The following is a 13,360-nucleotide window of genomic DNA, read 5'->3' on the forward strand; positions in this document are numbered from 1 at the left end:
CCGTAGCGTGTTGATCGCCCGTTCCGTCGCCATCGCCGACCGGCAGAAGATGACTCTCTAGTTAAAAACCAGCGTTCTCGTCAGCGGTCGTTCCCACTGGGACCGTCTCCTCTTCGAGCGGCATCTCCGGCTCGAACGCCATTTGTTCGCTGAGCCACTGTTGGGCGTGCACTGTGCCGGCAACCAAATCGCGCTCTATAGCCTGCGTCTCCCGATATTGGGCGGCGGATGCCGCCAGCGTCCAAGCGCACTGCAGTCCCATGTCTTCCACACAATCCCGCAATGAGGCTAAGTCCACGCGGAAGAACTCCTTCCTAGGATTAACCTTGTTGACCTGGGCGGTCACGAAGCGGCGGTGTAGCGCGCGTTCGAGCGTCGGCGCATCCTCAGACCAGATCATGGCATGGACATCGAAGTTGAAAGGCACCGACGCATCACCGAGCTCGCGCACGCGGTCATGCGGCTCCAGGCGCCGGGTCATGCCGACCTTATAGACGTTCTCTCCAAAGGATCCGATGTTCGAAATGATGTAGACATGACCTGCTTTCGTCTGCTGTGCCATCGAAAGGGCACGCTGGTTCCTGGCTTCAGCCTCGCTCAGTTTATTGCGCAGATCCGCCAGCTGAACTTCCAAGGCCAGCCGCTGGTCATCGTTAGCCTTCGCTACCTGCGTCTCCAGTCGAACCATGGCTTTCTGAATAGCAGCCTCCTCCCGTTCCGTATCCCGCAGAGCCCGCTCGATCTCGCGGCGGGCACGCTCTTCCTCCCGAATCTGCTCGCGCGCCTGACGCTGTTCTTCCTTATCCCGTTCGCGGAGTGCCATTGCAGCTGCGGCCCACTTCAACTCTTCGAGCCGACTAGTCAGATACTCCGGGGTGACGCGCGCATTGCGAAATGCCTTGCCATTGTGGTTGACCACGGCAAAGGAGTCCTCAATCTGCTGGCGCAAGGTTCCGACATTGTCCGCTTTGATCCGTGCGAGGATGGTGTCGACTTTACCGTTGAATGCATCAAGTACGAAATGGATTGCGGTTGAGCGACGCGCTGCTTCCACGTAGTCGCAGGCAGCCGCTGCACCGCTGGCCACCAGTCGTTTTGTCTGGTCGCGCGCCAACTTCAGATCGCGACCTGCGTCCTCGAAGCTGTATGTCTCGGCGAACTCGTCCAGGAAGCTGTAGGTGGGAACGAGGTAACGATCCCCGTACCCTCCGATCAGGTTCTCTATTGCCGTGGCTGTGCGCTGGATCGCCTTTAACTCCCGCAGGGCACGGTACGCGTCGCCGGCAACGTTTTCTGCTTCAGCCTCAGCCGCAGAGACGATGCCTGCGGCCTTGGCTGTGGCCTGGTCGAGCAGGGCAGTGGTCTTGCGGCTGGCATCGGCATGGGCTGCGGTCGCTTGCCGATGCAGTTCCTCGGCTTCCTGCCCGGCTCGCGAACGAACAGAATGGGCCTCAAGCTCTGCTGCGGCGATCAACTCCTGCGCTTCTAGCCGAATGCGCTGAGCCTCAGCGGCGAGATCGCGGACTTCTTGGAACGCACTCAGCGCCGCTACGTCCGCAGTCAGTACCTGGACGCGTGTTTCAAGGTCCGCTTTTGATGCGCGCAGAGCCGCTGCTTCCGTGCGCAGCCCTTCACGCTGTGCATAGAGCCCAGACAACTCCTCGCGCAGTCGCGTCAGATCAGCGGCTTGCACCCTTCTTATCGCAGCGTGGTGGCGGTGTACCCAGAGCAGGGCAGCGAGGGCGATCAGCAGGAGAAACCAGGCCATAAGTTCCTTTTACGCAGGTCAGCGGCGATGGGCCGGCGGCGCGCCGGGGCAGGACAGCAGAGTAGGGGAAGGGCGCGAGCTGCTGTTGGTACCGTGCCGAAATCGGCATAGCGCCACGAGCCCAAGAGCCTTATGCGCTCCCCCCTCGACCGCGGACTCGCGCTGCGGGCCGCTTCTTTGGGGCATCCGAGCGCGGGAGGAAGGCCTCGCAGCTTAGGATGAGTTCCCGCCCGTAGGCGCGCGACGCATCCCAGACCGCCTGGTGGTTAACGGCCAGCAGCATAAATCCGGCGTGGGCCACGGCTACCAACAGCACCACGACCACGCGACTTCCCGAACCGGTGTCGAACCGCCATCCGGTTTGCCACAGCAGAAAGATAGAGCACGCTACTACCACGAGGTTCAAGCCCAGCGCGAATGTCTTGACGCCAAGCAGATTGCGGCGGAATCCATAGGTGATGTTTTCGCCGAACAGCAGCGGGAAGCGCCGATGATCCCGGGTGTGCTGCCGCAGCCACACGCCACATTGGGCATAGAAGTCATCGGCTGACGCCTGATCGGCTTGCTCCTGCGCCTCCGTGGGCACATCAACGCCGAGCATGCGGCCGAGAAAGGCGCGATAGCGGTCCTTAGAGCCGCTATTGATGGTCGGATCGTTGCGCCTAAACAAGGTGATCGAGGGCAATCCGCCCCGTTCGGCATGCAATATTCCTTCGATGGCCCGACCACGCGCTCTGGCAGTATCGGCGATCGCGTAGGTAAGGACCACCAAGGCGATCGAGGACACAACTTGGGAGAGCCCAAAGCTCTCCCACGAGATCAACAAGGCCAGAGCGGCAAAGGCCGGGGCGGCCGCAATGATTGCCGGAAACAGCCGGGCTCTTAGGGCGTAGGTATCAAAAGCGCTGAAGCCTTTCATGAAACACCCTCGACTTCGAACGAGAAAGCTTCTGCAACGGCCGGCACGGCGTTGGGGTGACCTCCGCCATGCGAATGAGACAGCCACCCCGTGCGGGTGGCATACACCTTGAAGCCGCGACGCATGAAAGCGTTGGTCACTTGTCGGCGCGGGTAATCATGCTTGTTGGCCCCCACCGAGCAGAAAGCCGTTCCAATGACCGTACCGGGCGGCCGCTTGGGACCCAGCCAGGCATCCAATACAGCAGGGGTGACATTGTGTCGGCTGCCGTGGTGCGGTACTTGCACGAACGTGGGCATCTGCAGTCCTAGTTGGGCTCCGAATGTGGCCGCCTCATCTAGACCAATCGGTCCGACATCTGCTGTCAGCAGCACGCACTTCCCATCCAAATTGGCGTACTGAACGACGCAGCTTTCGTTGGACGCAGAGGTCTGGGTCGTGCTAGCCAACGTCTCAAAGTCCCAGCTCTCGAACAGCTTCATCGCGCTGTCTGCCAACGCCCGCATTAGGCCAAACCTTCTCAGATCATTGGCCTGGGTCGAGTACCGGTCGGGTGTTTTGCCAAAGTCGGGAATCGATTGGATGTACCGTTGCTTATGAGGTGCCAAGACCGTGAATTTACCGATCTGGTCGCCCTGAAACACCTCGTGGATCTGCGTTCCTTGCGCCCTGGCAAGCTGCTCGAGTTCCACGAGGTAGGAATGCCTGCTCTTGATCTCGTCGATCAAGCCCTGCAGCGTATAGTTGCCGTGGAAGTGATGAAGTACCTCAGACGCGTAAAGCCAAGGGCGGTTCATCCAAAGATGCTCGACCCTCTTCTTCTTCATGACGCCGACCAAACCGCACGCATGATCGTTGTCTGCGTGCGTCACCACCATGTGATTGATGTGATAGCCGGGGTAGAAGGCGTCGATGTGGTCAACGATCGTATCGGCTGTTTCGGTACGGCCGCCGTCGATCACATGCAGCCAGTAACCGGTGGCTGCCTCCCCGTAGCGAATGACGATCGCATCCCCTGAGCCTTCACCGACGGGGAGAAAGTCGATTTCGTAATCCATGACCTGCCTTGGCGATTGGACTGGTCGCAATCTAGCAACTTTCACGCGCTATTCACACCTGGTCACCCGGATTGGGAACCTCGTCCGCGGCGCTGCGAGGATTTCGGCCCTAGTCGTTCTCTAGGAGACGCGCTGCCGGATTGGCAGCGGCGCTGCCTGACTGCACATAGCCGATCACGCTCGACACCGCCCGGTGCTCGGTCATCTGCATGATCGCCGGCAGCGACCCCCCCTGCCGGCTGGCCTCAGTCACAAAGCCCGAGCGCAGGCTATGCCCGCCAAAATCCCCCTCCAACCCCGCTATGCGGGCCCGCCGCTGCACGATCTCACCCACCGCAGCCGGGGATAGGGCAGGGCCCACCCGCTGTTTCCAGAGCCGCCGGAAGATCGCACCTTCGGTGATCCCGGATGCCTCCAGCCAATCCTCGAGGGCGAGGGCGGCCCGATCCAACACCGGCTTGTCGGGGGTGGAGGATGCGGTGACGCCGGCCTGCTGGGTCTTGCTGTACTCCAGCCGGTAGATATAGCCCTTGTCCCCGATCCGGCGTAGATCGCGCAGGTCGGCTGCGGCGATCTCGCTGCGGCGGCGTCCGCCGCTGGCGAATCCGAAGCAGAGCAGGGCACGGTCGCGCAGCCCTTCCAGACTGTCGTCGCAGGTGGCCAGCATCGCTTCTAGCTCGGCCAAGGTGATCGCGGTCTTTTTGCGGGGTCGCTCGCCGCGTTTGATCGAAGCACGGGCCGCACGGCTGAGTACGGTGCGAATCGCTGGCTGCTCGCAAGGATTGGGCTGCTGCTTGAGTCGGTGCGCGGTGGACAGCACCGCCACCCGATGCCGGACGGTGGACAAAGTCCAAGGACCCAGCTTGGCCTTCAGGCCGGCCGCCACCAGGGCCTGGTCAACCGCCGGCGGCAGTAGGTTCTTGGCCTAATAAAATCAAGGACAAGCGCGAATTAGGCAAAAAGGGCAACAATTAGGAACACCGACACCAGCCCCGTGCCAGCTGGCTCACCTATAATTTCGCATAATGCATATTATGTTCAAGCCCGGATGGGCAGCTGGCCCAGTCCCGATGCCGGCAACAGCTGTAAACGCCCCTGCCCAGGCCGGCCGAATCGGCCGCGGCTGCCTTGGCGGCCCGGGCTCCGCCACTATGTCCCCCAGCAGGATCGCACCAGCCCGAACGCCAAGGACGCGAGGACTACGAGAGTGATCGTCTGCAGCGTGCCGGCGATCATGTTGTTGCCGAAGACGTAATGCGTCCATTTGAAGGCCGGCTCAAAGGTCTTGCTGCGTTGGTCAGGTTCCATGGCGTCACCGCATCTCAAGTCGCCGCATCCTAGCCGACGCGCCTGTCTTGCGGGTTTCTTCAGTTTGTGAGCAACGTTCTTCGGGGCGAGGAAAAGGAGGCTTCTTCAGCCGCCGCGACACCGTTGCCAGCCGCCGGCCTTGGCATGAACCTGTTCCCATCCATTTGCCAGGCGTTTGAAGGCCTGTCCGCCAATACAGGCGTAACCAAGTTGCTTGGCTTCCGCGGTGCCAAGCGCAGGAAACTCGACGATGCTTTCGGAGGGGCCTGGCCTGCCGGCCCGTCGCGCCTCATTGGCAAGGACCGTGTTCTCCATGCTTTGGCAGAAGCCATGCATGCCCGGATGCGGGTGGTTGCGGTACTGGTCGCATTTGAACGGCGTCGTGCCGTTGGCCATCGAGTTGTGGGCCGCCTTCGGGGTCGACGTCACCCTAGGTGTTCCCTTTCCCCGCGCGCTTAGGTGTTCCCTTTCCCCGCGCGCTTTGGACCTGTCCAAGCGCGGCAACCGAATAGGCGACCAGCGTGACCGCCAGGAATATCCTTTTCATGCAGTTATCTCCATTTGCCGGGCGCAGGGTACCTGAGCGGGAGCCTATCCCAGCAATCCCCGCCAGCGGACCGGTTTCGCCGCTAGTACCGCCAGCCCGGCTTCGCCTGCTGGTTGTATGCGTCATGCAGGCTCAGGTCATGGCAAAGGGCCCAGCCGAGCGTGGTCAGCCAGCATGTGCTGGGGGCGCTGTGCGTCTGCAGTTCCACGAGTCCCCGCTCGGCCAGTTTCGATGCGGCTTCGTGCCAGGCGTCGGTTACGGTGATGCCCTCGGCTATCGTCATGACCCGGTCGTCTGATGACGCGCCGCAAAGCTCAACCAACAATTGCCGTTGCTGGCGGCTAAGGCCGCCGTAGCCGGTCACTTGCCTTCGCCTGGTGTGGATTTCCATGCACCATGGACCTGTCGAGGTAGGGTTTTGTTAACGCCTGAAGGACGTTCGGACGCCCTGCCCCACACGAACGCTGACTAACGGCACCCCGACAAACGGCACTGCTTTGGACGGTCCGGACAAAGGAGCATGGACGTCGAAGCCCGTTCCGGGCGGCAAAGGGAATGCTCGGAAATGGCGCGGATCTTGGGATGGATCGTCATGACGTTTCTGGCGCTCGCGGTCGCCTGCTATGCAGTGGCGCTGCTGGCGTTGCCTGAATTTCGCCCTTCGCTGGTCCGGACGTTGATCGCCGAGCGCCCGGTCGCCGCCATCGCGCATTTCGCCGGGAGCGCATTGGCGCTCGCCATCGGCACGTTCCAGCTCAACAGTTGGCTTCGCAGCCGCTTTGGCGGCGGACATCGCTGGTTGGGTCGGCTCTACGTGGCGGGCGTGCTGGCCGGCGGCATTTCCGGTTTCGTGCTTGCGGTCCAGTCGTCGGGCGGGACCATCACCCAGGCTGGATTCGCACTGCTGGCGGTGTGCTGGCTTGGCTGCACGTTCATGGCCTATCGCCATGTCCGGGCCGGCAACATCGCGGAACACCGGCGCTGGATGATCCGCAGTTTCGCGCTGACGTTCGCGGCGGTCACGTTGCGCATCTACCTGCCCGTCAGCCAGATCGCGGGTATTGCGTTCCCCGCGGCTTATTCGGCGATCGCATGGCTTTGCTGGATGCCCAACCTGCTGGTCGCCGAGGCCTACCTGCGGTTCGCCGGCGCCGGCGATTGGCGCGCGCAACGGGTCGGCAGCCGCGCCTAGTCGATGCCCTGCCCCGCTCGCGCGTCATTCGTTGGCGAGCGGCTTGAACATCAGGATGGAAGACGCCGGGCACAGCGCCGAGAACTGGGAGGTGGCGCGGACGCTGGCGGGCGCCTGTTCACGGTCGACCCGCTGGTAGCCCCGCGCAGCGAAGAAGCTCGACGCGTCCGTGGTCAACAGATAGATCGCACGGTATCCGCGTTGCCGGGCGAAATCCTCGGCGTGCTCGACCAGCATTGCGCCGAGGCCGGAACCACGAGATTGGGGGGAGACCGCCAAGGATCTCAGCAGTGCAAGTTCGCCGCAGCGTTCCAGCGCCACGCATCCCTCGAGCACGTCGTTCCGGCGCGCTCCGAGGAATTCGACACGCGCGCCGTTTGCGAGATCCGCGGTGGGGAGACCGCTGTCGGACAGCAGGTGGGTGACTGCCGCGTCGAGATCGATGGCTTGGATGGACGGCATGTCACCTGGCTCCGATGGCGCGCTGGACACCCACGCAATACCAGCCCTGCGTCCGGTTGACGATGGCGACGACCGACAGCATCACCGGCACCTCGATCAGTACGCCGACCACGGTCGCCAGGGCCGCGCCGGAATGGACGCCGAACAGGCTGACCGCGGTGGCCACCGCCAGTTCGAAGAAGTTGCTGGCGCCAATCAGCGCCGAAGGACCGGCCACGCTGTGGGCCACGCCCAGGCGCCGGTTCAACAGATAGGCCAGACCGGAATTGAAGTAGACCTGGATCAGGATGGGAACGGCCAGGATGGCGATCACCATCGGCTGTTCGATGATCTGGCGGCCCTGGAAGCCGAACAGCAGCACCAGCGTCAGCAGCAGCGCGGCCAGCGAGTATGGCCCCAACCTGTGCAACACCTTTTCCAGCCCCCGCTCCCCTGCCCGTCTCATCAGCCAACGGCGCATCACGACCGCAATGGCGACCGGCACGATGATGTAGAGGCCGACCGAGATGAGCAGCGTGTCCCACGGCACGGTGATGGCGGACAGGCCCAATAGCAGCGCCACCAGTGGTGCGAACGCCACCACCATGATGGCGTCGTTGAGCGCCACCTGGCTCAGGGTGAAATTGGCGTCGCCCCGGCAGAGATTGCTCCATACGAAGACCATCGCCGTGCAAGGCGCGGCGGCCAGCAGGATGAGTCCGGCCATGTACGAGTCAATCTGATCGGCCGGCAGCGAATCCGCGAACACATGTCGCAGGAAGAACCAGCCCAGCAGCGCCATCGAGAACGGCTTGACCGCCCAGTTGATGAACAGCGTGACGCCGATGCCGCGCCAATGCCGCCCGACTTCCTTCATCGCGCCGAAATCGACCTTCAGCAGCATCGGGATGATCATCAGCCAGATCAGCACCGCGACCGGCAGATTGACCCTGGCGACTTCCATCCCGCCCAGGCGGACGAAGGCTGAGGGAAACAGGTGGCCGAGGCCGGTTCCGACCAGGATGCACAGGCCGACCCAGATGGTCAGATAGCGCTCGAAAAAACCGATGCGGGGCGTGGCCTCAGCCATGGGAAAGCGCCTCGTCCTCCGGCTCCACGAAACCGATCCGATCCAGTTGTGTCTTGAGCGCCTGCCGATCGTTCCAGGCCTCGGCCGGCAGCGCCAGGAAGGCCAGCAGCCGTGCCTTGATGACGCGATGCGCCTGGCGGAAGGCTGCGGCCTTCTCTTCGTCGGTGCCGGAGACCGCCGCCGGATCCGGCAGGCCCCAATGCACGCGCAGGAAGTCGCCGAACACCACCGGGCAGGTTTCCGAGGCCGCCGAATCGCAGACCGTCACCACCAGGTCCATCGGCGCGGCATCCGCGGTCGCGAATTCGTCCCACGACTTGCTTCGCAGGCCGGCGGTCGAAATGCCTTCGGCCGCCAGCTGGGCGAGTGCATGTGGATTGACCTGCCCGGCCGGCTTGCTGCCGGCGCTGAATACTTCGAACCGGTTGCCGGCCCATGCCCGGAGCGTGGCTTCGGCCAGCACGCTCCGGGCGGAATTGCCGGTGCACAGGAACAGGACGCGACGCTTCATGGGATCTCTCGGCTCAGCATTCACAGGAAGAGGCGGGCGCGCACGACTCGACGGGCGAGCCGGCGCAGCAGTTGTGGGTGAGATAGGCCACCAGGCCGTTCATGGCCTCGAAGTTGGCCCGATAGCAGACGTTGCGACCGCGGTTCTCGCTTTCCGCCAGGCCGGCCTGGACCAGTTCCTTCAGGTGGAAGGAAAGCGTGGCGTTGGGAATGGCGAGCGCTTCGGCGATCTCGCCCGCCATGCGTCCGGCGGGGCCGGCCTCGACCAGCAGGCGATAGGCGGCCAGGCGGGTGGCGTGGCCCAGGGCGGTCAATGCGGCGATGGCTTGTTTCGTTTCCATATTTCCAGAATAATCGAAAGAATATGACAAGACAATCCTCGACCGCGGACATTCCCCACGTCAGCACGGAGCTGCTGCCCCTGCCCCACCACGAATCGCTGGGAGCGGCGGGAAGCCGCGCCCCGCGCATCCTGCTGCTCTACGGTTCGCTGCGTCCGCAATCCTTCAGCCGCAAGCTGGCGCTGGAAGCCGAGCGCATCCTGCGTCACCTGGGCGCGGAGACACGGGTATTCGATCCGCACGACCTGCCCCTGCTCGACAGCGTGCCCCGGGAGCATCCGAAGGTCCGGCAGTTGCGGGAGTGGTCGCAGTGGTCGGAAGGACAAGTGTGGGTGTCGCCCGAACGCCACGGCACGATCACCGGCGTGTTCAAGAACCAGATCGACTGGTTGCCGCTGGAGGATGGCAGCGTGCGCCCCACCCAGGGCAAGACGCTGGCGGTCATGCAGGTCTGCGGAGGATCGCAGTCCTTCAACGTGGTCAACACGCTTCGCATCCTGGGGCGCTGGATGCGCATGGTGACCATCCCCAACCAGTCGTCGGTCGCCAAGGCCTGGCAGGAATTCGACGACGACGGCCGGATGAAACCGTCGCCGTTCCATGACCGCGTGGTGGACGTCATGGAGGAACTCATGAAGTTCACGCTGATGGTCCGGGATCGCAGTGACTATCTGACCGACCGCTACAGCGAGCGCAAGGGTGCGGTAGCCAAGGTGCAGGAAATCAACCGGAGGATGTAGCCGGTTTCGCCGCGATCAGGACTCGGGGCCTTTCAGCACGTAGTCCCCTGGTCGGGTGCCGGGCACCAGCGTCCAGCCGGGTTTCAGCGCCAGCTTCCAGCCGGGGCCATGCGGCGCGTCGCCGCTCGCATCGGGGGCGGCGAGGATCACCGCCTTCCAGTCGCTTCTCATCACCGCGCCCTCCTCCACTTCCAGCGTGCCCCAGTCGTCGGTGACGCGCATGGTGGGATAGACGGTACCCACGCCGTCGAGCGGTTGCAGGTTGCTCGGATTGAACTGGACGCTCATGTGCTTCAGGGCCAGGGTCAGCACCGGTCCCCGCACGAAGCGCGCGCGGTTGCGTTCGAGTTGCGCCAGGCGTTCCCGCTCGCGCGCGGTTTCCGTTTCGCGCAGCGCTGTGCCGCCATGGCGCGCGGCCGCCGCGGCCAGCGCCGCATCGCCTGTCGCCACTTCGAAGCCGCCCGCCTCGCGCAGGCGGGTGCCGAGATCCATCGCGGTGTCTCCCAGACGCTTGCGCCAGCCCGGCGCGAATTGGTCGAGCAACAGGCCGTAGGCCGGACCGGTCGCGTACGCGAAGGAGCGCACGAAGCTGGGATCGGCGACATGCGACTGGAGATCGTGGAGCGCCGCCTGGAGACGAGCCTGTGGCGTCGCGTTTCCGAGCATCACGCCGGTGTACTCGGCCAGGCCTTCGTTGAGTTCCAACGCCGTCTCGTCCGCGCGGGCATCGGGGAAACGCCGATGTCGGTCGGCGCGGAACGCCAGCGCATCGGCGACCGCCGTGCGTCGGGCGGCATCGCCATCGGCCTGCAGTGCGCTGGCCAGCGCCCGCCATTCCAGTTGCAGGCTGTAGCGGCCCTCCAGCGTATCCAGATGCGGGTTCTCACCGCCCCTGGCATCGGCAATTGGCAGGTCCGGTTGCAGGCGATGGAACATCTCGTGCGCGATCAGCGTGCCGCGCTTGCCTTCGTCTTCCGGCAAGGGCCACAGCATCTGGGTCCAGCGCGTGCCGGACCATTCGACGGCGGTGTTGGCGACGTTGGTCTCCTTCGGCAGCTCGCCGACGAACACGCCGTCCTGTTCGCGCAGCGCGCCCTTTGCGTCGGCCTGCGACGCGACGATGCGGCGGGTCCGCGGATCGACCAGCATGATTGGCCCGCACAGCGATGCGCCCCACAGGCGACCGCCATCGGCTTCGCACTGCGTGCGGGCCTGGCTGAAGACGGCGCGCGCGTCTGCGAGGGGAATCGCGGCGTCCTGGGCCAGCGCCGGCATCGCCGCGCACAGCAGGAACGTCCCCATCCAGCGAATCCGGTGTCTCATGGCGCTCCCTCCCGAGCGGTTTCCGTCATTGGATATCACGGAACCGGCCGGCTCGCAGTGCCATTGGTTGGCCGAACCGGTGTGCTCCGTGCTCCGTGCGACGCGAGACCCCTCCCCTATCGGAGAGGCGGGAGCGAGGTGCCTTGTTCTGTCGCGCTGCGGACGGGTCAGTCGGCCGCGGCCGGATAGCGGGAAGCCAGTTCCGCCACCAGCCGGCCTATCGCCGTTGGCGAGCGGCCGCTGCTGATCGCGTCACGGATCTTGTCCAGCAACGTGGTGTCGCTCTGCACATGCAGGAGGCGGCTGCCGGTCTGGCGGCGATGCTTGCGATTGGCCCGGTAGTTGCGCGCGCGCTCGGCGGCGGTCATCGCCACGCCATGCTGCGGCGGACGGCCGCGACGCCGGGGAAACACCATTTCCAAGGTGCCGGGATCGTTTGCGTCACGCATCACGTGGCTCCATTGCTTGGGTGATGGTTATTTTATGTGACGCGTCACGTAAAGCAAATGATCTTTGGTTATCTGGGATGGGTGCGTCGCAAAGAAGAAAGGCGGCCGCCCGGGTTCGAGCGGCCACGCGTCACGAAATCAGACCCGCCCTGCCCGCCCCAGCGCGAGGTACTCCTCGTCGGTGAACAGGCGGGAACGGACGAGGAAGCGCACGCCCTCCCCGTTCTCCAGCGAGAACATGCCACCGCGCCCTGGCACGACATCGATAATCAGTTGGGTGTGCTTCCAGTACTCGAACTGGGAAGGACTGATGTAGAACGGCGCGCCGCCAATCTCGCCCAGTTGCACGTCGCGGTCGCCGACGATGAAGTCGCCAACCGGGAAGCACATCGGCGAGGAACCGTCGCAGCAACCACCGGACTGATGGAACAGCACCGGCCCGTGCCGGGCGCGCAGCGTCTGGATCAGCTGCAACGCCGGCAGCGTCGCCATCACCTGCAAGGGAGGGGGATTTGCGGTGGACGACGCTTCGGTCACGGGCGGTGCCTTTGAACGGCAAACTCAGGCGGCCAGATCCAGCACCACCCGGCCCTCGATCTGGCCCTGGTGCATGCGCTGGAACACCTGGTTGATGTTCTCCAGCCGATCGGTGGAGACCGTCGCCTTGACCTTGCCGAGCGCAGCGAAGTCCAGCGACTCCTGCAGATCCAGGCGGGTGCCGACGATGGAGCCGCGCACGGTCACCCCGTTGAGCACCATGCCGAAAATATCGAGCGGGAACTGGCCCGGCGGCAATCCGTTGAGCGACACCGTGCCGCCGCGCCGGACCATGCCGATCGCCTGCTCGAACGCCTTGGGCGAGACCGCGGTGACCAGCGCGCCGTGCGCGCCGCCGATTTCCTTTTTCAGGTAGGCCACCGGATCGGTGGTCCTGGCGTTGACGGTGACGGTGGCGCCGAGGCGCCTGGCGAGATCGAGTTTGGCGTCGTCCACGTCCACGGCGGCGACGTTCAAGCCCATTGCCCGCGCGTACTGCACCGCCATGTGCCCCAAACCGCCGATGCCGGAGATCACTACCCAATTGCCGGGACGGGTATCAGTCACCTTGAGTCCCTTGTAGACGGTCACGCCCGCGCACAGCACCGGCGCGATCTCGACGAAACCGATCCCCTTCGGCACATGCCCCACATAATCGGCGTTGGCCAGCGCGTATTCGGCGAATCCGCCGTTGACCGAATAGCCGGTGTTCTGTTGCTGCTCGCACAGGGTTTCCCAGCCGCCCAGGCAGTGTTCGCAATGCCCGCAGGCCGAATACAGCCAGGGAATGCCGACCCGATCGCCCTCCTTCACATGGGTGACGCCGGCACCCACGGCCACCACGTGGCCCACGCCCTCGTGGCCCGGAATGAATGGTGGGTTCGGCTTGACCGGCCAGTCGCCTTCGGCCGCGTGCAGATCCGTGTGGCAGACGCCGCAGGCCTCGATCTTCACCAGCACGTCGCCGGCGGCGGGACGCGGCACGGTCACCTCTTCGATGACCAGTGGCTTTCCGAACTCGCGAACCACGGCGGCTTTCATTGTCTTGTCCACGCATTTCTCCTGTTGGTTGCGCCGGGACCACCGTAGCGCGATGGCATCCCCGGCTCTTTGATTCCAATCAATCGGAAAACACGT

General features: G+C 64.2%; 16 protein-coding genes. 2 read left to right on the forward strand and 14 right to left on the reverse strand.

From position 1 onward, the window contains the following. Positions 1–61 precede the first annotated feature (61 nt). From ACTJI2_RS04690 to ACTJI2_RS04715, 6 genes are all read right to left on the reverse strand, one after another. A complete protein-coding gene (locus tag ACTJI2_RS04690) occupies positions 62–1,768 on the reverse strand; it encodes a DUF4041 domain-containing protein (RefSeq protein ID WP_440841280.1) in 1,707 nt (568 codons plus the stop codon). 130 nt (positions 1,769–1,898) lie between these two features. Then, positions 1,899–2,687 (reverse strand): hypothetical protein, encoded by a 789-nt coding sequence (locus ACTJI2_RS04695; RefSeq protein WP_440841281.1) that lies wholly within the window; start codon positions 2,685–2,687, stop codon positions 1,899–1,901. Beyond that, positions 2,684–3,745 (reverse strand): ComEC/Rec2 family competence protein, encoded by a 1,062-nt coding sequence (locus ACTJI2_RS04700; protein ID WP_440841282.1) that lies wholly within the window; start codon positions 3,743–3,745, stop codon positions 2,684–2,686. The genes ACTJI2_RS04695 and ACTJI2_RS04700 overlap by 4 nt, the downstream gene beginning before the upstream one ends. A gap of 109 nt (positions 3,746–3,854) precedes the next feature. Continuing rightward, positions 3,855–4,658, reverse strand: coding sequence for a site-specific integrase (locus ACTJI2_RS04705; protein ID WP_440841433.1), 804 nt, complete (start codon positions 4,656–4,658; stop codon positions 3,855–3,857). 500 nt (positions 4,659–5,158) lie between these two features. Then, positions 5,159–5,482, reverse strand: a complete 324-nt coding sequence (locus ACTJI2_RS04710; protein WP_440841283.1) for a hypothetical protein — start codon at positions 5,480–5,482, stop codon at positions 5,159–5,161. A gap of 200 nt (positions 5,483–5,682) precedes the next feature. Beyond that, on the reverse strand, positions 5,683–5,991 hold the full coding sequence (locus ACTJI2_RS04715) for a hypothetical protein (RefSeq protein WP_440841284.1): 309 nt from the start codon (positions 5,989–5,991) through the stop codon (positions 5,683–5,685). A 129-nt stretch (positions 5,992–6,120) separates the two neighbouring features. On the opposite strand from ACTJI2_RS04715, the gene ACTJI2_RS04720 reads away from it, so the two are divergent. Next, complete coding sequence (locus tag ACTJI2_RS04720; RefSeq protein ID WP_440841286.1) at positions 6,121–6,792, forward strand: DUF2306 domain-containing protein; 672 nt, start codon at positions 6,121–6,123, stop codon at positions 6,790–6,792. A 24-nt stretch (positions 6,793–6,816) separates the two neighbouring features. Here the strand turns inward: ACTJI2_RS04720 and arsN2 are convergent, their stop codons facing one another. The 4 genes from arsN2 to ACTJI2_RS04740 are packed head-to-tail and all read right to left on the reverse strand — an operon-like array spanning position 6,817 to position 9,174. After that, the gene (gene arsN2 / locus ACTJI2_RS04725; RefSeq protein WP_440841287.1) at positions 6,817–7,254 is read right to left on the reverse strand and encodes an arsenic resistance N-acetyltransferase ArsN2; all 438 of its coding nucleotides are present in this window, start codon (positions 7,252–7,254) and stop codon (positions 6,817–6,819) included. A gap of 1 nt (position 7,255) precedes the next feature. After that, positions 7,256–8,302: an ACR3 family arsenite efflux transporter gene (gene arsB / locus ACTJI2_RS04730; RefSeq protein WP_192198777.1), complete on the reverse strand. Its 1,047-nt coding sequence runs from the start codon at positions 8,300–8,302 to the stop codon at positions 7,256–7,258. Positions 8,303–8,315: 13 nt separating this feature from the next. After that, on the reverse strand, positions 8,316–8,834 hold the full coding sequence (locus ACTJI2_RS04735; RefSeq protein ID WP_203323288.1) for an arsenate reductase ArsC: 519 nt from the start codon (positions 8,832–8,834) through the stop codon (positions 8,316–8,318). A 13-nt stretch (positions 8,835–8,847) separates the two neighbouring features. Continuing rightward, positions 8,848–9,174, reverse strand: coding sequence for an ArsR/SmtB family transcription factor (locus ACTJI2_RS04740; RefSeq protein WP_141452838.1), 327 nt, complete (start codon positions 9,172–9,174; stop codon positions 8,848–8,850). A 23-nt stretch (positions 9,175–9,197) separates the two neighbouring features. On the opposite strand from ACTJI2_RS04740, the gene arsH reads away from it, so the two are divergent. Continuing rightward, entirely contained in the window at positions 9,198–9,914 is a 717-nt protein-coding gene (gene arsH / locus ACTJI2_RS04745; RefSeq protein ID WP_440841288.1) for an arsenical resistance protein ArsH, read from the forward strand. 15 nt (positions 9,915–9,929) lie between these two features. On the opposite strand, the gene ACTJI2_RS04750 is transcribed toward arsH, so the two are convergent. The 4 genes from ACTJI2_RS04750 to adhP form a co-directional block, all read right to left on the reverse strand. Beyond that, positions 9,930–11,237: a hypothetical protein gene (locus ACTJI2_RS04750; protein ID WP_440841289.1), complete on the reverse strand. Its 1,308-nt coding sequence runs from the start codon at positions 11,235–11,237 to the stop codon at positions 9,930–9,932. A gap of 167 nt (positions 11,238–11,404) precedes the next feature. Next, positions 11,405–11,686: a hypothetical protein gene (locus ACTJI2_RS04755; protein ID WP_225562404.1), complete on the reverse strand. Its 282-nt coding sequence runs from the start codon at positions 11,684–11,686 to the stop codon at positions 11,405–11,407. 138 nt (positions 11,687–11,824) lie between these two features. After that, on the reverse strand, positions 11,825–12,178 hold the full coding sequence (locus ACTJI2_RS04760) for a DUF779 domain-containing protein (RefSeq protein WP_440841434.1): 354 nt from the start codon (positions 12,176–12,178) through the stop codon (positions 11,825–11,827). A 69-nt stretch (positions 12,179–12,247) separates the two neighbouring features. After that, positions 12,248–13,276 (reverse strand): alcohol dehydrogenase AdhP, encoded by a 1,029-nt coding sequence (adhP, locus tag ACTJI2_RS04765; protein WP_440841290.1) that lies wholly within the window; start codon positions 13,274–13,276, stop codon positions 12,248–12,250. Between the last annotated feature and the right edge of the window lie 84 nt (positions 13,277–13,360).

Source organism: Pseudoxanthomonas sp. 22568, from assembly GCF_052044485.1.
GTDB classification, from domain to species: domain Bacteria; phylum Pseudomonadota; class Gammaproteobacteria; order Xanthomonadales; family Xanthomonadaceae; genus Pseudoxanthomonas_A; species Pseudoxanthomonas_A beigongshangi.